At 71.5% G+C, this 18,454-nt stretch carries 15 protein-coding genes; 5 read left to right on the forward strand and 10 right to left on the reverse strand.

Going from position 1 to position 18,454, the window contains the following annotated elements; translation table 11 throughout:
- Positions 1-3 precede the first annotated feature (3 nt).
- Genes U870_RS0110400 through U870_RS0110410 form a run of 3 tightly spaced genes read right to left on the reverse strand, consistent with a single transcriptional unit; the run spans position 4 to position 4,452 of the window.
- On the reverse strand, positions 4-1,311 hold the full coding sequence (locus U870_RS0110400; RefSeq protein WP_025157324.1) for an extracellular solute-binding protein: 1,308 nt from the start codon (positions 1,309-1,311) through the stop codon (positions 4-6).
- The gene (locus U870_RS0110405) at positions 1,295-2,365 is read right to left on the reverse strand and encodes a LacI family DNA-binding transcriptional regulator (RefSeq protein ID WP_025157325.1); all 1,071 of its coding nucleotides are present in this window, start codon (positions 2,363-2,365) and stop codon (positions 1,295-1,297) included. The genes U870_RS0110400 and U870_RS0110405 overlap by 17 nt, the downstream gene beginning before the upstream one ends.
- Positions 2,362-4,452: a hypothetical protein gene (locus U870_RS0110410; RefSeq protein ID WP_025157326.1), complete on the reverse strand. Its 2,091-nt coding sequence runs from the start codon at positions 4,450-4,452 to the stop codon at positions 2,362-2,364. The genes U870_RS0110405 and U870_RS0110410 overlap by 4 nt, the downstream gene beginning before the upstream one ends.
- A 205-nt stretch (positions 4,453-4,657) precedes the next feature.
- Between U870_RS0110410 and U870_RS0110415 the strand changes: the two genes are divergently transcribed.
- Positions 4,658-5,779: a hypothetical protein gene (locus tag U870_RS0110415; protein WP_025157327.1), complete on the forward strand. Its 1,122-nt coding sequence runs from the start codon at positions 4,658-4,660 to the stop codon at positions 5,777-5,779.
- A 22-nt stretch (positions 5,780-5,801) separates the two neighbouring features.
- On the opposite strand, the gene U870_RS0110420 is transcribed toward U870_RS0110415, so the two are convergent.
- Genes U870_RS0110420 through U870_RS0110430 form a run of 3 tightly spaced genes read right to left on the reverse strand, consistent with a single transcriptional unit; the run spans position 5,802 to position 8,376 of the window.
- A complete protein-coding gene (locus tag U870_RS0110420) occupies positions 5,802-6,305 on the reverse strand; it encodes a DUF2017 family protein (RefSeq protein WP_025157328.1) in 504 nt (167 codons plus the stop codon).
- Positions 6,302-6,559 carry an ATP-dependent Clp protease adapter ClpS gene (clpS, locus tag U870_RS0110425; RefSeq protein WP_240183683.1) on the reverse strand — a complete coding sequence of 86 codons (258 nt, stop codon included), beginning with the start codon at positions 6,557-6,559 and terminating at the stop codon, positions 6,302-6,304. The genes U870_RS0110420 and clpS overlap by 4 nt, the downstream gene beginning before the upstream one ends.
- Before the next feature lie 41 nt (positions 6,560-6,600).
- Positions 6,601-8,376 carry a glycoside hydrolase family 15 protein gene (locus U870_RS0110430; protein ID WP_025157330.1) on the reverse strand — a complete coding sequence of 592 codons (1,776 nt, stop codon included), beginning with the start codon at positions 8,374-8,376 and terminating at the stop codon, positions 6,601-6,603.
- A gap of 29 nt (positions 8,377-8,405) precedes the next feature.
- Here U870_RS0110430 and U870_RS0110435 point away from each other — a divergent pair, with 29 nt between their 5' ends.
- On the forward strand, positions 8,406-9,782 hold the full coding sequence (locus tag U870_RS0110435; protein WP_025157331.1) for a glucose-6-phosphate dehydrogenase: 1,377 nt from the start codon (positions 8,406-8,408) through the stop codon (positions 9,780-9,782).
- Positions 9,783-9,823: 41 nt separating this feature from the next.
- On the opposite strand, the gene U870_RS0110440 is transcribed toward U870_RS0110435, so the two are convergent.
- A complete protein-coding gene (locus U870_RS0110440; protein WP_025157332.1) occupies positions 9,824-10,276 on the reverse strand; it encodes a hypothetical protein in 453 nt (150 codons plus the stop codon).
- Positions 10,277-10,374: 98 nt separating this feature from the next.
- The gene (locus tag U870_RS0110445; protein WP_025157333.1) at positions 10,375-10,593 is read right to left on the reverse strand and encodes a hypothetical protein; all 219 of its coding nucleotides are present in this window, start codon (positions 10,591-10,593) and stop codon (positions 10,375-10,377) included.
- Positions 10,594-10,669: 76 nt separating this feature from the next.
- Here U870_RS0110445 and U870_RS0110450 point away from each other — a divergent pair, with 76 nt between their 5' ends.
- Positions 10,670-11,824: an SLC13 family permease gene (locus U870_RS0110450; protein WP_025157334.1), complete on the forward strand. Its 1,155-nt coding sequence runs from the start codon at positions 10,670-10,672 to the stop codon at positions 11,822-11,824.
- A gap of 22 nt (positions 11,825-11,846) precedes the next feature.
- Here the strand turns inward: U870_RS0110450 and U870_RS0110455 are convergent, their stop codons facing one another.
- Together U870_RS0110455 and U870_RS0110460 are read right to left on the reverse strand one after the other, a co-directional pair.
- Positions 11,847-13,820 (reverse strand): YhgE/Pip domain-containing protein, encoded by a 1,974-nt coding sequence (locus U870_RS0110455; protein ID WP_025157335.1) that lies wholly within the window; start codon positions 13,818-13,820, stop codon positions 11,847-11,849.
- On the reverse strand, positions 13,820-16,708 hold the full coding sequence (locus U870_RS0110460) for an MMPL family transporter (protein ID WP_025157336.1): 2,889 nt from the start codon (positions 16,706-16,708) through the stop codon (positions 13,820-13,822). The genes U870_RS0110455 and U870_RS0110460 overlap by 1 nt, the downstream gene beginning before the upstream one ends.
- Before the next feature lie 127 nt (positions 16,709-16,835).
- Here U870_RS0110460 and U870_RS0110465 point away from each other — a divergent pair, with 127 nt between their 5' ends.
- Together U870_RS0110465 and U870_RS0110470 are read left to right on the forward strand one after the other, a co-directional pair.
- The gene (locus tag U870_RS0110465; protein WP_025157337.1) at positions 16,836-17,507 is read left to right on the forward strand and encodes a TetR/AcrR family transcriptional regulator; all 672 of its coding nucleotides are present in this window, start codon (positions 16,836-16,838) and stop codon (positions 17,505-17,507) included.
- 35 nt (positions 17,508-17,542) lie between these two features.
- Complete coding sequence (locus U870_RS0110470) at positions 17,543-18,415, forward strand: SGNH/GDSL hydrolase family protein (protein ID WP_025157338.1); 873 nt, start codon at positions 17,543-17,545, stop codon at positions 18,413-18,415.
- The last annotated feature ends 39 nt before the right edge of the window (positions 18,416-18,454 follow it).

Genomic DNA, 18,454 nt, shown 5'->3' on the forward strand with positions numbered 1-18,454 from the left:
GGCCTACTTCTGCGCCTGGAGCTTGTCGATCTTGTCGGAGGCGGCCGTGAAGGCGTCCTCGACCGAACCGCTGCCGTTGATCACGGCCTTGCTGTACGCGTCGCGCAACGCTTGCATCTGGGCGATGGTGTTGGTCCCGGTCGGGTCGTCCACCGTCCGCGCACTCTGGTCGCCGAACTCCTTGTAGTCCGGGTGCGAGCTGAAGTACGACGCGTACGTGCTGGCGAGGTCGGTGCGGATCGGCATCTGGCCGGTCACGTCGAGCAGCTTGCCGTCCTGCTCCTGGCTGGTGGCGAACTTCAGCACGTCCCACGCGGTGCCCTGGTTCTTGCAGGAGGAGTACATGCCGATGTTCTTGGCGTCCGGGAAGGTGTAGGTCTGATCGGCCGGGATGCCGTCCTTGGTCGGCACCGGGACCGAGCCCCACTGGACCTTGTCGCCGTAGTAGGCGATGGCCCACGGGCCGACGATTGCCATGGCCGCCTTGCCGTCGGCGAACGCGTCGCCCTGGTACTGCTCCTTGCCGGCCAGCCCGTCGCTGTAGATGGTCTTCCAGAAGTTCGCGACGTCGAGGGCGTCCTGGTTCGTGATGGCGGCCTTGCCGTCCTGGATGAACGTCTTGCCGCCGGTCTGGGCCGCCAGCAGCGGGAGGTAGTCGAAGTTCACCTGGAAGAACTCGCTGGTCGCCGCCGGATAGATGGCGTAGGGAGCGGCTCCCGAGGCCTTGATCTTCTGGGCGGCGGCGAGGAACGCGTCGTAGGTGGCCAGATCCGGGTTGTTCGGGTCCAGGCCGGCCTTCGCGAAGATCGCCTTGTTGTAGAAGATCATCACCGGGTTCTGCTTCCACGGCATCTGGTAGTAGTCGCCGTCGGAGGACTTGTACTGGTCGGCGGCCTTCCCGCTGCGCGCTTCGATGTACTTCGCGCCGTCCGAGAACTTCGACAGGTCGACGAGTCCGCCCTGCTTCTGCCACTGGCCGGTGGCGGCCGGGAGGTTGTTGAAGACCAGGCACGGGGTGGTCCCGGCGGTGATGGCGGCGCCGATGACCTCCTCCGTGCTCTTGCCGGCGGGGACCTCCTGCGCCTTGATCTGCTCCTTGGGGTGCGCGGAGTTCCAGGCCGCGACCATCGACTTGCCCCACTGCACCTCCTGCTCGTTGTTCGAGTACCAGATGGTGATGGGGCCGTGCGCCTTCATGGCGTCGGACGAGCCGCCGCCGCTGGAGCCGCACGCGGCGAGGGTTCCGGCGACGATGCCGGCGGTGACGGCCGCGAGGGCGACCCGGGTCAGCGCTTTACTGCGTGTTCGCATCAGGGTTCTCTTTCGTGTGGTGTTCGAGGGTTCGGTGTTCGGCCGGTGGGGCGGTGGAGGCCCGCACCACCAGTCGTGCCGGGGGGAGGGCGACATCGGCGGCTTCGTCGTGCTCCACCAGCCGCAGCAATGCGGTGGCGGCGGCGACGCCCCAGCCGGCCGGGTCGTTGTCGAGGGTCGTGAGGGTGGGGTAGATGTAGGTGCCGATCTGCGAGCCGTCCAGGCCCGTGATCGACAGGTCGTGCGGCAGACGCAGACCGCGCTCCTGCGCCACGCTCATCCCCGCGATCGCCATCGGGTCGTTGCCGTAGACGATGGCGGTCGGCGGGGTGGCGGAGTCGAGGAGGGAGGTGGTGGCCGCGGCGCCCTGCTCGGGGGAGAAGTCGGTCGCCACCACGACGGGGTCCAGTCCCGCCGCGCGCATCGCGCGCTCGAACCGCTCGCGGCGGCGCAGCCCGTGCAGCATCCGCTCGTCGCCGGAGACGTGCGCGATGCTCCGATGACCCAGCGAGAGCAGGTGCGCGACCAGCTCGTCGATGCCGGCGTCGTAGTCGCGGGTGATGACCGGGAACGCGCTGCCGCCGACCGGCTCGCCGAGCGAGACCGCGTGTGAGCCGAGCTGTTCGATCAGGCCGATCCGCTCATCGACGGCGAGGAGGTCGGTGAGGAGGAACCCGTCGACCCGCTTGTCGGCGGCCAGCCGCGTGTACGCGCGGACTTCGGCCTCGCGATCCGGGACGACGGTCAGCACCAGCACCTGCCCGCGCTCGGCCAGCACGGTCTCGACTCCGGCGATGAACGCGGCGAAGAACGGGTCGACCTCGATGGTCCGCGCGGGGCGCCGGAGGATGAGGCCGAGCGCGTAGGACCGCCGGGTGGTGAGGCCACGTGCGCTCGGGTTCGGGGTCCAGCCCAGTTCCTGAGCGGCCGCGAGAATGCGCGCCCGTGTGTCGGCGGCCACCCCGGGGCGCTCGTTCAGTGCCAGGGAGACGAGACCCTTGCTCACGCCGGCCGCGCGGGCGACATCGTTGATCGTGACGCCGGCCGGGGTCATCGGGCCACCACCGTGGTGAACCCGCCGGGCTCGACCGTGATCAGACCGTGCGCGCCGATGCTCTGCGCACCGCCGACCTGGCGGCCGGAGCTGTCGTAGCGGACGACCGTTGCGGGGCCGCTCGCGCTGGACCGTTGCGGGACGGGCAGTGTCGTGGCGTTGACGTAGACGTCGAGGGTGGACGATCCGGCGAGGGCGAGATGCGAGACGACCGGCTGCACGAGCACCGCGTCCAGCTTGACCGAACCCGACACCCGTGCCGTCACGGAGGTCGCCCCCGCGGTCACGGGGAGTGTCAGCGTCTGCGGGAGCAGGAGGACCGGACTCGCGCCGCTTCCCTGCACCGCGCCGGCGCGCACGTTGGCGGTCGAGCCGAGCGGGACGGAGATACGGCCGAGCTGCGTGGTCCACCGGGTGGTCCCCGAACCGGCCGGGAGGCCCGTGGCCGGGTCGCCCGGGCCTAGGTCGGCGATCGGCAGGAGGCGTGCCGCCGGGTGCCCGGCCGGAAGCGCGAGGGTCACGGTCCCGCCGGAGGAGGCGGCGACGTAGGCGCCTCCCGACCAGTTCGCCGATCCCGTCCAGGCCGAGTCGGGCTTCACGACGGCGGCGCCGCCGCCCAGGGTGCCGGACTCCGCTTCCACGACCCGGATGCCGTCGGTCGCGGTGGTGCGGGTCAGCGAGGTCGCCGCTCGCGCGATCGCGGGATGCGCGTCGAGGGCCAGCATGGTCAGCTGGGTGTGGATGGCCGACTCGGCTCCGCAGTTGCGATTGACCGTGCCGTCGCCGGCGATGCCGTCGACGCAGACGCCGGTGGCGGGGTCGTAGGCCGGCACACCGGCCGGGTTGGCGCCGAAGAACCATGCCGCCTGCGCCCCGGCCAGTGCGGCGAGGCCGCCCGCCTTCGTCGCGTCGGACGCGGCTACCAGGCCTTGCACACGGGAGTCGACGCCGTAGGCGATCTGGGTCGTGTCGGCCGGAGTGGGGGTCCAGCCGTTGTCCGGGCCTCCGCTGGCCAGGAGCTGGGCGGTGAACTGCGCGAGATCCGTCGTCGCGGCCCGCTGCAGGGCGCCGTCGCCGAGCACGGCGGCGGCGGCGGTGAGGGCGGCCGGCTGCATCGCGCCCCACGCGTGCCAGAAGGTGGGGGAGTTCGCCTCTGGGAGAAGAGCGCCGAACGGCCACTGGCCGATGCCGCCGCTCGCGAGCGCCGCGATCCCTTCGGAGTACCGCGCGAGGTCCGTCCTCGCCCGGCTGTCGGCGGGAGCGGCGGCGGTGTACGCGCTCAGACCCAGGACGGCTTCCGCCGTCGGACTGGCGCTGCCCGAGATGAGCCAGGCGGGGACGGTCACACCGTTGGCCCGGGTCGTGCTGCCGTACTTCGCGAGCGATTGGCGTTCGAGGGCGCTGAGCGCGAGCCCGAGGCGGTCGGCCAGGAATCCGGCGAACTGCGGGTCGGCCTGGCGGAATCCCGCGTAGCCTTCGCCGAGTGCCCACACCGTGCGGGCGAGCCAGAACGATTCGGCGGAGTCGCTCGGGTCAGGCAGCTCGACGGGGATGGCCGACGGGTTCAGTGTGCCGTCTGACTGCTGCCAGAGCACCACGTTCCCCGCGTCCGGGCCCGAGTCGGTCTGCAGGTAGGTGAGCGATCGGAGCAGCTCGTAGGCGGTCGCGCGGCTCGATGCCGTGCCGTTCTGCTTCCAGTCGCGCAGATAGACCACCGCAGCGCGGGAGATGTCGTCGGCGTCGAATGCGCCCTGCGCGTACCAGCCGCGCGCGGCGTCGGTGATCGGTCCGCCTCCCACCCGGGAGAACGAGCCGTCCGGTTGCCGGTCGGCGTACACCCACGGCGCGCGGGCAGTGGGCTCGGCGTCCTGGCGGTAGGTGCTGTGCCCGGCGACCCCGGCGAGCAGGGGGACGTCGTCGAGCAGGAAGTCGAGATGCGCGAGATTGGTCAGATGGGTGGGCGCCGGGGCGGCGGGACCGCCGGCCGGGGAGCCGGCCGGCGTGGTCGCGACGGCGGCCGCCGGGAGGGCGAAGGCCGTCGTCAGCAGTGCCGCGGTGGCGGCGGCGAGCAAGGTGATCCGCTTCATTGCGTGTCCTTCGTGCGAGGGGACCGGCCGCAGCGGGAGCTGTCTCTAAACCGGTTTAAAGAACCGTAGGCGCGTTCAGCGGATCTGTCAACGGGCGGTCGTGGACGCATCCGGGGACTGCGGGGGTTGTGACTCCCAGGAGGGCAGGCGAGACTGAACGGACCGGTCGCGGAGGACCGCGACCGGCGACGACCGAGGAGGAACCGTGGAATACAAGGACATTCCCACCAAGGCCGACATCGAGCGGATCGCCGCACTGCGCGAACCGGGCTGCGTCAGCATCTACCTGCCCACCGGGACGACGCCGCCGGAGGCGGATCGCGCGCGCATCGAGCTCAAGAACCACCTCAGCCAGGCGGTCCGCGCTCTCGAAGCGCTCGGGGTCGCCAAGGCGCGCATCGCGGCGGTGCAGGCCGAAGGAGAAGTGATCCTGGGGGATCGCGACTTCTGGCGGTATCAGTCGCGTTCCCTCGCCGTGTTCCTGGACGGGGAGGTGGCCGAGACCTTCCGGCTGCCGAACCGGTTGACCAGCGTCTGCGAGGTCGCCGACCGCTTCTACGTCAAGCCGCTGCTGCGCGCGGTGACCTTCCCGCAGTCCGCCCTGATCCTGGCACTCGCGCAGAACTCGGTGCGGTTGATCCGGGTCGACCCGGAGGCGCCGCCCACACCGGTCGAGGTGCCCGGGATGCCGCAGGACGTCGCGGCGGCGGCCGGCCTGGAGTCTGTCAGCGGCCGCTCCCCGGACGGCCGTATCCAGGGGTCGGAGGGTCAGAAGGTGCGCATGCTGGAGTACGTGCAGGCCATCGACCGTGCGCTGCACCCCCTGCTCGCGAACAGCACGGAGCCGCTCATCCTTGCGGCGGCCGAGCCGCTCACCGGGATCTTCCGCGGCGCGTCCACGTATCCGCATCTCCTCGAGGAGACGATCGGCGGCAACCCGGAGGAGAAGACCGACGAGGAGCTCTCTGCGGCCGCCCGCGGCGTGCTCGACGCGCTGTACGCACGCAAGACCGCCGCGCTCAAGGACGACTACGAGGCGCGGATCGCGGCCGGGACGGCGCTCGTCGACCTCAGCGACATCGCCAGGGCCGCGACCTTCGGAGCGGTCGAGTCGCTGGTCTTCGACATCGACCGGCGCGTGCCGGGGACGGTCGACGACGAGAGCGGTGCGATCGCCCTCGCGCCCGAGGACTCGGAGGGCCACTACGGCGTGGTGGACGAGATCATCCGCCGGTCGCTCGCCTCCAAGGCCAAGATCTATGCGGTGCGCACAGAGGATGTCCCCGGGGGCGGAGCGGTGGCTGCGGCGGTGCGCTTCCCGGTCTGACCGCCGGCCTCGCTGAGCCGGCCTAGCGCCGGCTCAGCGACAGCACCAGGGACTCCTGCACGACGGCGAGCCAGTCGAAGACCGTCCTGCGGATCTGCGCATCGTCGTCGTGCAGGTCTCCCTCGTCGCCGTCCTGGACGATCCCGAGCCGCGCCGCGAGCACCAGCCGGATGTCGGTGAGGCAGCGCAGCCACGCGGTGGCCTGCGCCTCGTCCAGGGTGACGTCGACCCGACCCGCCTCCGAGCGCGCGAGACACTCCACGACGATCCGCGCGTTCAGCGCCTTGCGCTCGGCGATGCCGTCCGCGGTGAAGCGGCGGAACTCCGCGGATGCCGCCGGGTCGCCGGGGTACGCGTCCGGCATCAGGCGGACCAGCGCCGGATCGGTGCGCACGCCGTCGTCCTCGATCGCGGCGGCGGAGGCCAGCTCGGCGGCATCGGTCGCCAGCCGCAGGAGCAGCTCCGCCTCCTCCGGTTCGAACCGCGCGGTAACGCGCCCATGGGCGAGGGGATGGAAGAGTCTCATGCGTCGGCCTTCGTCAGGGTGGCCCAGAGGCCGTAGTCGTGCATGGCCTCCACGTGCCGTTCCATCTCCTCGCGGGTCCCGGTGGCGACCACGGCACGCCCCTCCGTGTGCACCAGCATCATCAACCGTTCCGCCTCCCGTCTCGGGAAGCCGAAGTAGGTGCGGAACACGTGGGTGACGTACGACATCAGGTTCACCGGATCGTTCCAGACGATCGTGACCCACGGGGCGCCGAGCTCGAGATGCTCCTCGATCCCGACGGCGCTGTCCGCGCGCTCGAGCGGTCGTGCGTCCGTCACCGGCTCGCCTCCGCGATCGCGTCGGCCGCGCGCACGAGGGTCAGATGGGTCAGGGCCTGGGGCGTGTTGCCCGCCTGCGACCGGCCCTCGACGTCGTATTCCTCGGAGAGCATGCCCACGTCGTTGGCGAGCGAGACGAGGCGGTCCATCAGACGGCGGGCGTCGTCGAGGCGGTGCGAGCGCGCGTACTGCTCAACCAGCCAGAAGGAGCAGGCGAGGAAGGGATGCTCGCCCGGCGGCAGTCCATCGACCCCCTTCTCGGTGCGGTAGCGCAGCACCAGCCCGTCGCGCAGGAGGTCCTCCTCGATCGCCCGGACGGTGCCGAGCATGCGCGGGTCCTCCCAATCGCAGTAGCCGACCTGGGCGAGCTGCAGCAGGGAGGCGTCCACCTCACGCGCGCCGTAGTGCTGGACGTACGTGCGGCGCTCGGGATCGAATCCGTTCGCCTCGATATCGGCGCGCACCTCGTCGCGCAGGGTGCGCCAGCGCACCACCGGGCCGTCCAGGCCGTCGCGCTCCACGGCTCGGACCGCGCAGTCGAACGCCGCCCAGACCAGGGCACGGGAGTGGGTGAAGACCTGCGGCTCCCCGCGGATCTCCCAGATCCCGTGATCGGGCTCGCGCCAGTGCTCCTCCAGGTAGCCCATCAGGGCGCGCTGCAGCGCCCAGGAGAACCGGGTCTCGTCGTCGCCGTTGCGTCGGCCGTGGTCGAGGGCGAGCATCACTTCGCCGATGACGTCCGCCTGGAACTGCGTCGAGGCGCCGTTGCCCACCCGCACGGGATGCGCGCCCTGATAGCCGGGGAGGCTGGTGAGCTCCCGCTCGCCCAGGTCGCGCTCGCCCGAGAGGCCGTACATGATCTGCACGTCCGCCGGATCTCCGGCGATGGCGCGCAGCAGCCAGTCGCGCCAGTGGTCGACGTAGTCGTCGTAGCCGTGGGCCAGCAGCACCGCGATCGTGAGCGACGCGTCGCGGAGCCAGACGTAGCGGTAGTCCCAGTTGCGCTCGCCGCCGAACGACTCCGGCAGCGACGTCGTCGCGGCCGCGACGATCCCACCGGTCTCCAGATGGGTCAGGGCGCGCAGCAGGAGGAGCGAGCGCACCACCTCGTCGCGATACGGGCCGTCGTGGCTGCACCCCTCCGCCCACGTCGTCCACCAGTCGCGGGTCTGCTGGAGGGCGCGATCGACGTCGGGCGGCTCGGGGGTTGAACGGTGGGAGGGGAACCAGGTGAGGCTCAGATCGACGATCTCGCCCGCTTTCACCGTGAACTCGCCGTGGTGCGAGTGGTCGGCGGCGTGCAGCACGGGACCGCGGACGACGATCGCGTCCGGCCCGGCGACCGCGACGAGGGCGGACGGGTGCTCCGCGGTGTCCTTGCGCACCCAGGGCACCGCCGAGGCGTAGCCGAAGCGGATCCGCAGATCCTGCTGCATGCGCACGGAGCCGCGCACTCCGCGCACCCGGCGCACCACGTCGGCGCGGTGGTCGCCCATCGGCAGGGCGTCGGTGACCTCCACCTCGCCGTCGTCGGTCCGCCACCGCGTGACCAGGATCATGGTGTCGCCCTCGTAGTGCCGCGTGCTCTTCGCGGTGGCGTCGGCCGGGGCGACCAGCCAGCGGCCGTGGTCCTCCGTCCCCAGCAGTGCCCCGAACATCGAGGCGGAGTCGTAGCGGGGCAGGCACAGCCAGTCGATGCTGCCGTCCTTGCCGACGAGCGCTCCGGTGAAGCAGTCACTGATCAGGGCGTATTCCTCGATGGGGAGCGACATATCCCCAGTATGGCCGTACTGTGAAGTCCATGACGCAGACCGTCGACACTCTCGCGATTCTCGGAGCGAGCGGCGACCTGTCCGCCCGCCTGCTCCTGCCGGCCATCGGTCAGCTGCTGTCGGACCACCCGGACCGCAGTTTCCGGCTGGTCGGCTCCGGGTTCGAGGACTGGACCGACGCGCACTGGCGCTCGGTGGTGCGCTCCTCGTTCCGGACCATGAAGGCGTCCGGTCCCGCGGTGGAGGCGGTGCTCGCCCAGACGGTGTACGTGCAGGCCGACGTCACGCGCGCCGAGGACCTCGAACGCGTCCTCGCCGCCTGTGAGGGTGCGCCGGCCCTCTACTTCGCCCTGCCGCCCGCGATCACCGCGCGGGCGTGCGCCGCCCTCGGCACGATCGAGCTGCCCCGCGGGCTGTCGCTCGCCCTGGAGAAGCCGTTCGGCACCGACAAGCGCAGCGCGATCGCGCTCAACGCCCAGCTCGCCCGGCTCGTCCCCGAGGAGCGCATCCACCGGGTCGACCACTTCCTCGGCCGCTCGACCGTCTTCAACCTGATCGGTCTGCGGTTCGCGAACAGCATCCTGGAGCCGCTGTGGAACAGCGACCACATCGAGCGCGTCGACATCGTGTACGACGAGTCCCTCGCGCTGGAGGGGCGGGCCCGCTACTACGACAACGCCGGTGCGCTCGTCGACATGATCCAGAGCCACCTCCTGCAGGTGCTTGCCGTGGTCGCGATGGAGCCGCCGTCGACGCTCGACGCGGTGGACCTGCGCGATGCCAAGGCGACGGTGCTGCGGGCCACCCGGGTGTGGAACGACAGTCCGGCCGAGTCGAGCAGGCGCGCGCGGTACACCGCCGGCCAGGTCGACGGCGAGAAGGTGCCGTCCTACGTCAAGGAGCCCGGCGTCGACCCGGACCGCGGCACCGAGACGCTCGCGGAGCTGACGCTGCAGATCGACACCTGGCGCTGGGCCGGCGTGCCGTTCACGCTGCGCTCCGGCAAGGCGCTGGGGGAGCGGCGGCGAGAGGTCGTGGTGACGTTCAAACCGGCCCGGCACATCCCGAAGGGCTTGAAGGGCACGAAGGAGCCGACCCGGCTGCGGATGATGCTGGCGCCGGACGAGATGTCGCTGGAGATCAACATCAACGGTCCCGGCGACCCGTTCGAGATCGAGCGCGCGGCGCTGAGCGTCGCGTTCGGTCCCGGCCAGCTGCTGGCCTACGGCGAAGTGCTCGAGGGCATCCTCGACGGAGACCCCGCCCTGTCGGTGCGCGCGGACACGGCCGTCGACTGCTGGCGGATCGTGGCGCCTGTGCTGACGGAGTGGCGCAAGGACGACGTCCCGCTGCAGAACTACCGCGCCGGTTCGGCGGGGCCGGCGTCCTGGAAGCGGATCGGCTGAGGCGGCGGGGGCGAACGCCTCGTCCGGCAGAGCCGGGAGGGTCAGGCGGCGTTGCGCTCCGCGATGGCGGGGATCTCGCCGGTGACGGGCTTGCGGAGGTCGGTCCAGACGGTGATGGGCGCAGGCTCCCAGCTGAAGGCGACGGGCTCCGCGACCGCGGTGTCGACGTCGCTCGTGTCGGCGGTCTCGGCGACGGGTGCGTCCTCGGCGGCGAGGTGCTGGGGTTCGGTGACCGCGCCGATCTCACCCGACTCCAGGCGACGGCGCGCGTCCACCAGCGCCGCGGCGATGCCGACGGAGACCGACTGCGCGAGCACGGAGTGGAAGATGGTGTCGGTGTCGTCGGCGGACCGGCGCGAGACCGTCCACTCGCCGTCTTCGCCGATCAGCTCGGCGATCTTGCCGTGCACGATCTCGAGGATCTGCGCATCCGTCAGCTGAGGGACCGGCGCTGCCGGAACCTCTGCGGCGGCGTGCCGCCTACGTCCAAACATCGCGATACCCCTTCCCTGGCTCTCCGTCAGTACCAGTGTCGGGGAGGAACGGGTCGTCCCCGGCGCGGACACGCCGGGTGATCAGCGGAAATCCGCGGTCAGGAGCCTTTTCGGGCGCCTAGGGGCTTCGCGTCGCGCTCGGCGGCCTCCTGCGACTCCTCGATGACCGTGCCGATGGCGATCGCGAGGGAGATCGCCGCTCCGATCCAGAGCAGGGGCACGCGCCAGTCGCGCACGCCGTTCCGGGTGGACTGGATCGTCGTCCAGAGTCCGAGGACGGCCGAGATCACGGCACCGTTGAAGACGTACTTGCGCATCCGCATCCTTTCGCTCTCCCCGTAGCGTACGCTGCCTACGGCGCGGGAGGGACCCGGCCCGGCAGGAGGACGAGGGATGCGCACTGCGGTCGTCGGTGCGGTGCTGCTCGTGCTCGGCGTGATCGCCGTCGCGGTCGGCATTCTTCCGCTGCCCGAAGTGGCGGCGCTGTGGGACCGCGTCTGGCCGATCCTGCTCTTCGTGGTCGCCGTCACGGTCGTCACCGAACTGGCGGCCGAGGCCGGACTGTTCGGCTGGGTGGCGAGGCGGACGGCGCGCTGGGGTCGCGGCCGGGCGTGGCTGCTCTGGCTGCTGGTCGTGCTGGTGGCCGCCCTGTGCACGGTCTTCCTCTCCCTGGACACGACGGCCGTGCTGCTGACGCCGGTGGTGATCGTGCTCGCCCGCCACGCAGGGCTGAACCCGCTGCCCTTCGCCCTGACCACGGTGTGGATGGCCAACGCGGGTTCGCTGCTGCTGCCGGTCTCCAATCTGACGAACCTGCTGGCCCAGCATGCGATGGGCGATCCGTCCCCGGGGGCCTTCGCGGCGCTGATGTGGGCGCCGGCCGTCGTGGCGATGATCGTGCCGATGGTCGTGGTGCTCCTGGTGTCCCGGCGCTCGTTGTTCGTGCGCTACGAGCCGGGCGCAGAGGAGCCGGTCGACGACCGGGTGCTCTTCGCCACGAGCGCGGTCGTGGTGGTCGCCCTGGTCCCGCTGCTGGTCTCCGGCCTCCCGGTGTGGCTTCCGACCTCGGTCGCCGCGGTCGTGCTCGGCGCGGTGTTCCTGGTGCGACGACGCACCGTGCTCCGGTTCGGGCTGTTCCCGTGGCAGCTGGTCGTGCTCGCCTCCGGGCTGTTCCTGTTCATCGAGGCGCTGCACGCGCTCGGCCTCGGACAGCTGCTGGCCCTGGTGTCGGGGACGGGGGAGTCGCCGCTGGCGCTGCTACGGCTGTCGTTGACCGGGATGGTCGGGGCCAACGCGATCGACAACCTGCCGGCCTACCTGGCGCTGGAGCCGGTCGCCGGGTCCCCGATCCGGCTGGCCGCCCTGCTCATCGGCGTCAATGCGGGCCCGCTCATCACCCCGTGGGCCTCGCTGGCGACGCTCCTCTGGCACCAGCGGCTGACGTCGTTCGACGTGGAGCTGCGCTGGAAGCGCTACATGCTGCTCGGTCTGCTGGTCGCGCCCCTGACCGTCGTGCTCGCGACCCTCGCACTCGCGGTCACCGGCTGAGCGGGACCGCGAGCCGGGACCGCTACTCCGCCGGGAGCAGCTGAGCCGCCCGGACGACGCGCCGTCGTGCGATGGCGATGAGGGCCAGCCCGAAGCCGAAGGCGGCCCAGAGCAGCAGGCCGCCGAGGCCGCGCCAGACGTCCGAGCTGCCCGCCACCACTCCCTGCAGCGCCGTGATCGCCGGGGACGTCGGCAGCCACGGCATGGCGCCGTCGAAGAAGGCGGGGGCGGTGGAGACGATCCCGGAGGCCAGCGTGATCACCACGACCAGCATCGACAGGAACCGGCCGATGCCTCCCAGCAGCGCCACCAGCCCGTGGTTGACGGCGGCGAAGGCGACGCCCACGCCGACGGCGACGGCGGCGAAGCCGATCCAGCGCCCGGGATCGAGGGAGAGCGCCGGCTGCATGATCGCGGCCACCAGCACACCCTGCACCGCGCCGAGCACCGCCGCGGGGACGAACCCGTCGAGCGCGATGAGGCCGGCGGCGCGCGAGGTCAGCAGCGCTCGCCGCGAGACCGCCTGCAGCACGAGGAACGACGCGAGGGCGCCCAGCCACAGCGCAACGGAGGCGAACAGCGGGATGCTGGTCGCGCCGAAGGCCGCGGTCCCGGACGCCTTCTGCGTCACCGGTTCGGAGGCGACGGACGCCAGGTTGGTGCGCTCCCCGCTGTCGTAACTCGGCAGCTGGGCCACCGCCGACTTCAGCCCGGAGGCGAGGGAGGCCGCGCCCGACGCGGACTGATCGGCGCCGGTGGCGAGCGGGGTGATCCCCGCGGCGAGTTGTGCGACGCCGTCGGAGAGCTGTGCGGCCCCCGAGGCGCTCTGCGATGCACCCGAGGCGAGCTGGGCGGCGCCGGAAGCCGACTGCTGGGTGCCCGCGGCGAGCTGCTGTGCGGCGGACGCCGACTGCGCGACCCCGCCACTGAGCGTGCCGGCGTTGGCCGCGAGCTGCGAGCTCCCGGTGGCGACCTGCTTCGCGATGTCCTCGATCGATTGCCCGTTCGAGACGGGTGCGGTCAGCGTGCCGACGGTGGTCATGAGTTCGACGCAGGTGGCGTCGGTGCTCCCGTGGGCGGCGATGCAGGATGCGAGAGCCTTCTGCGCCGAGGCGGCAGCGGCGCTGACCCCCTTCGAGACGCCTCCTGCTCCGGCTGCCAGTTGCGACGTCTGCGCCGGCAGGTCCGCGGTGCCGTCCGCGAGCGTGGTGAGACCGTTCGCGAGTTGGGAGGTCCCGCCCGAGAGCGTCCCGAGCCCGCTCGACAGTCCGCTCGCGCCGGTCGAGAGCTGCGCGATGCCCCCCGACAGCGACGACGCCCCGGTCGCGAGCCGGCCCGCGGCGTCGTCCAGCTGGTGGGCCCCGCTCGCGAGCTGGGTGAGCCCGCTCGACAGCTGCTCGGCGCCGGTCGCGGCCTGGCCGATCTGGTCGTGCAGGGTGTTGAAGCCCACGTAGACGTTCTCGAGGTACGTCGACGTCAGCTGCTTGTTGAGCACCGTCGTCGCCGTGGAGGTCACCACCTGGCTGATGGCCGGGTCCACGAGCTTCGACTTGTCGCTGGTGCGCACGTCGATGGTGGCCTGGGTCGCGTCGGCCGCCGCCCCGGACGGCGAGGTGGCCGCCCTCGAGAACGACTTCGGGATAGTGACCACGGCGACGTAGCGGCCGTCGGCGACACCCGCGTCGGCGTCCTTCTGGTCGGTCAGCACCCAGCTGAAGTTGTCCTTCGAGCTGTCCAGCAGGCCGGCCGAGAGCTGTCGGCCCAGGGGGACCGTCTGGTCGCCGATCTTCACGGGCTGGTCGAGGTTGACGACCGCGGCCTGCACCTCGCCGAGCCGCTGGGTGGGGTTCCAGAGCGCCCACACGAGCAGGCCGCCGATGGCGAGCGGGACGAGCACGATGCCCACGATGGTGAGCCAGGTGACGCGCTTGTCGGAGCGCATCCGCTCCAGCGAGAACGGCGAACGGGGTCGGCGGAGGGGGGACGGGGTGGTCATCAGGCGTTCGCCTTCTCGAGGTGGGACGGCAGGTGGGCCGTGCGGTCGGGGGAAGCGGGGTCGTCGGGCAGGAGCACCGTGCCGGTCTCGATGCCGTCGGGGAGCAGATCGTCGAGACCCGCCGGATCGACGCAGCTGACGACGAGGGCGAAGGGCCGCTGCTCGACGTGCGCGCGGCTGTAGGCCGCGGAGAGCTCCGAGCGGATGCGCCTGCGCTCGACCGGGTCGGTCACCGCGTCGGCGGCGTCGAGGGCGAGCAGCTGCGGCCGGCTGGCGAGCGCCCGCCGCACATCCTCCACCGGGGTCTCCGACGTCCCGAGGCGCACGACCGACGTGCGCGAGCGCACACCCGAGCCCCGTGTCGGGAGCACGAGACCGGCGACCTTCATCGTTCCGGCGTCGGGCTTGGTGCGCCCGGTCACCGCCATCAGCAGGGCGAGTGCGGCCACCCGGTCGCCACCGTGCACGACCAGGACCTCGCGGTCGTCGAGCCGGAACGAAACGTCCCGCAGCACCGACCGGCCGCGCACCGCCAGCGAGAGGCCGTCGGCGGCCGCGACGACGCGGGAGCCCGGCTCCGGCCAGTCGGCCAGCTCCAGCTCCTTCTGCAGCCCGTCGCCCTCCACGTCGAAGGAGGGGAGGATGCGGTCGAGCCAGCGCGGCATCCACCACGCCTTGTCGCCCAGCAGCTGCAGGATCGCCGGCACCAGCGTCATGCGGACGATGAACGCGTCGACGAACACGCCGACGGCGAGCCCGAGCGCGATGGGCTTGATGGAGGTGTCGCCCTCGGGCACGAACGCGGCGAACACCGAGATCATGATGACGGCGGCCGCGGTCACCACCTTGGCCGAGCCCACGAACCCGCTCTGGATCGCGCGCCGGGCGTTGCCGCCGTGCACGTAGTCCTCGCGGATGCGACTCACCAGGAAGACCTCGTAGTCCATCGCGAGGCCGAACAGCACGCCCATCAGGATGATCGGCATGAAGCTGATCACCGGCCCGGTCTTGTCGACGTGGAGGGCGTCGGACAGCCAGCCCCACTCGAAGACGGCGGTCACGGCGCCGAACGCCGCACCGACGGAGAGCAGGTAGCCGAGCGCCGCCTTGATCGGCACGGCGATCGAGCGGAAGACCATCGTGAGCAGCACGAGGGAGAGGCCGACGACCAGGATGCCGAACGGCAGCAGTGCGCCGGCGAGCCGGTTCGACACGTCGATCTGTGCGGCCGTCGTGCCGGTGACTTTGAGGTCGACCTTGTACTCGTCGAGGAAGTGCTGGTGCTTGGCACGCAGCTCGGCGACCAGATCGGCCGTGCGCTGGTCGTCGGGTCCCGTCGTCGGGATCACCTGCACGATGCCCGTGTCGGCCGTCGCGTTCGGCGTGGAGAGCGGCACGGCCGCGACGCCCGGCATCGCCGCGATCTCCGCGCCGATCGTGTCCATCAGCCCGACGGGGTCGGTGCTGGAGATGATCGAGCCGGTGACGATCAGCGGACCGTTGTAGCCGGGACCGAAGTGCTCCGAGATGAGGTCGTAGGTGACGCGGGCGGGGTCGTCCGGCGCGTGGGATCCGGCGTCGGGCAGGGCGAGCCGCAGCTGCAGCGCCGGGATCGCGGCCACGCCGAGCGCGACGATGACCGCGACGACGGTGACGATCGGGAACCGGGTGACCGCGCGCACCCAGCCGCGGAAGAACCCCTTCGGGATCTCGGCGGTGGCCGCGTGCGCGAGACTGGGCGCGGCGGGGGAGCCGGCCGTCGGAGCCGCGGGCGCCCCGGTCGCCGTCGGGTCCGTCGCCGAGGCGGCCGGACGCGCGCTCGTCGCCCGGGCCGCACGCCTCTCCGCGCGGCGCGCCGCGCGGCGGCCGGGAGTGATGCGCGCACCGGCGAAACCGAGCAGGGCGGGGGTGAGCGTCAGCGCGACGAGCACGGCGACGGCGACGGCGGCCGACGCGGCGAAGCCCATCGTGGTCAGGAAGGGGATGTTCGCGACGGCCAGACCGGCGAGCGCGATGATCACCGTGATGCCGGCGAAGAGCACGGCGGAGCCGGCGGTGGCGACCGAGCGCGCGGTCGACTCCTCCGGATCCACCCCGGCCTTCAACTGGCTCTGATGCCGGGAGATGATGAAGAGCGAGTAGTCGATCCCCACCGCGAGCCCGAGCATCAGGGCCAGCAGGGGAGTGGTCGACGAGATCGGACCGAACACGGTCGCGATGAAGATGAGGGCCATCGAGAGGCCGACTCCGAGCAGCGCCGTCAGCAGGGGCATCCCGGCCGCGATGAAGGAGCCGAAGGTCAGGATGAGGACGACGAGCGCGATGCCCACGCCGACCAGCTCGGTGACGGACAGCGTCGGCAGGCTCTGCGAGAACAGCTGACCGCCGACGGCGACCTGCGACCCGCTCGGCAGCTCCTTCTGCAGGTCGGCGCCCGCGTCCTTCAGAGCCGTCTTCGTCTCCTCGGGGACCGTCGTCTGCTGCCCCTTCAGCTGCACGGTGACGATCGCGGCGGTGCGGTCGTCGGAGATCAGGTTCTTGACGGTCGTGCTGTAGGGGGAGGTGGCGCCCGAGACGCCGTCGACCGTCGCGAGGTGGTCCACCGTGCTCTCGACAGGCTTCCGGATGCCGGACTGGTCGACGGTCTCGCCCTTCGGGGCGACGACCACGATCTGCGCGCTGGTGCCGCTCACCTGCGGGAACGTGCGGCTCAGCGTGTCGAGGGCCTCCTGCGACTCGGTGCCCGGGATGCTGAACGTGTTGTCCGTGCCCTGGTTGAAGGCGATGGCGCCACCGGCGAGCAGCACGAGCAGCAGGAGCCACAGGGAGACGACCAGCTTGCGGGCGCGGAAGGCCCAGCGACCGATCGAATACAGGAGTGAGGACACGCGTTCTCCAGTGGTGAAGTGACCAGCAGCGTCACGGATTCGGGGGTTTCGATACACTGTTGTATCCGATGCTCGACTGTATCGGATACACTGGTGTATCTGGAACTCGACTCAGGAAGGTTTCAGCTTGGACAGCACAGCTCTCAGAGACGGGCGCGAGGACGCTCCCGCCGAGTCCGCGCGACGCCGGCGCACGCGTGCGCGACTGCTCGACGCCGCGTTCGATGTCTTCGCCGAGCAGGGCGTCCGTGCGGCCAGCGTGGAGACGATCGCGGAGGCCGCGGGCTTCACCCGTGGCGCGTTCTACTCCAACTTCTCCACCAAGGAGGAGCTGTTCTTCGCGCTGATGGAGCGCGAGAAGACCATGCGTCTGGAACAGCTCGACCGCGGACTCGCCCAGCACCTCGCCCCGCTCGTCGAATCCGGCGTCACCGAGATCGACGACGCCCAGGTGATCGACATCGTGATCAAGATCCTCGAGCTGCAGTCGGACGACCGCCGCTGGTGGCTGGTGCAGTCGGAGTTCCAGCTCCTGGCCCTGCGCGATCGCACGATCGCCGACGGCTACCTCGCCTTCCAGGACGGCTTCTACAGCGACCTGACCGAGATCGTGATCGCCGCCCTCGCCAGCGCCCACCGGCGGTTCACCATCGAACCCGCCGAGGCCGTGCGGGTGATCGCCGACCTCTGCGCGAGCGGGGAGGCGCACGCCCTGCTGGCCGGGGACGAGCGCAAGTTCGCGGAGCGCCTGTCCGAAAGCGTCCCCGCCGTGCTGCTCGCCCTCACCGAGCGGATCTGATCGAACCCCAAGGCGGTTTCGGTACGCTCGGTCAGATGCGACGCAGAGCCCTACCGACCGCGCTCGCCGGCGTGCTGGCCGCCGCCGTGCTGGCGCTCGTGGCCGCGTGTGCCGGTCCCGCCCCCACGGCGCCGGCGGCGACGCCGCGCGCGGAGTCGTCCGCGACGCCGTCGGCGACCCCGGATCCCTTCCCGCGGCAGCCGCTGCGCCCGACCACCCGCTACGTCGCCCTGGGCGACTCCTTCGCCGCGGGGATGGGCGGCGGTGGGGAGACCGGGAAATGCCGGTCGAGTGAGGCGAGCTACCCCGACGTCTTCACCCGCGAATCGGGCGTCGACCTCGTCGTCAACGCGGCCTGCTCCGGCGCCACCACCTCCGACCTGCTGCGCAAGCAGCTGATCTCGCTCGACGACCGCACCGACCTCGTCACCGTCAGCATCGGCGGCAACGACCTCGGCGTCGTGGCCATCGCCGCGGACTGCGCGGCCGGCAAGGCGGCCTCGTGCCGCAGCCAGCTGACCTCCGCGCTGTCGCTGCTCAACGTGCTCCCGCAGCGCTTGGGCACCGTCTACGACGCCATCCTCCAGGCCGCCCCGAACGCGCGCGTGGTCGTGACGGGGTACGCCCTGCTCTACGACGCGTCCAACCCCGGCGCGAAGGACTTCGGGATGGCCGCGGCGATCAACGCCGCGACGATCGGCCTCAACCAGGTGATCGACGACGCGGTCGACGCCGAGCGCGCAAAGGGCGCCCCGATGACGTATGTCGGCGTCGACTTCGCCGGCCACGCCATCGGCGACTCCGAGCCCTGGGTGCACACGAGCGGGGTTGACGCGTTCCATCCCACGGCCGACGGCTACGCCGAGTACGCTCGCCAGCTCGTCCGCCGCCTCGGCACCGCCGACTGAAGCGCACCGTCCGCCGCCGCCGCGCGCCGCGCGCCGCTC

Origin of the sequence: Leifsonia aquatica H1aii (genome assembly GCF_000633535.1) — a bacterium.
Taxonomy (GTDB): domain Bacteria; phylum Actinomycetota; class Actinomycetes; order Actinomycetales; family Microbacteriaceae; genus Leifsonia; species Leifsonia aquatica_A.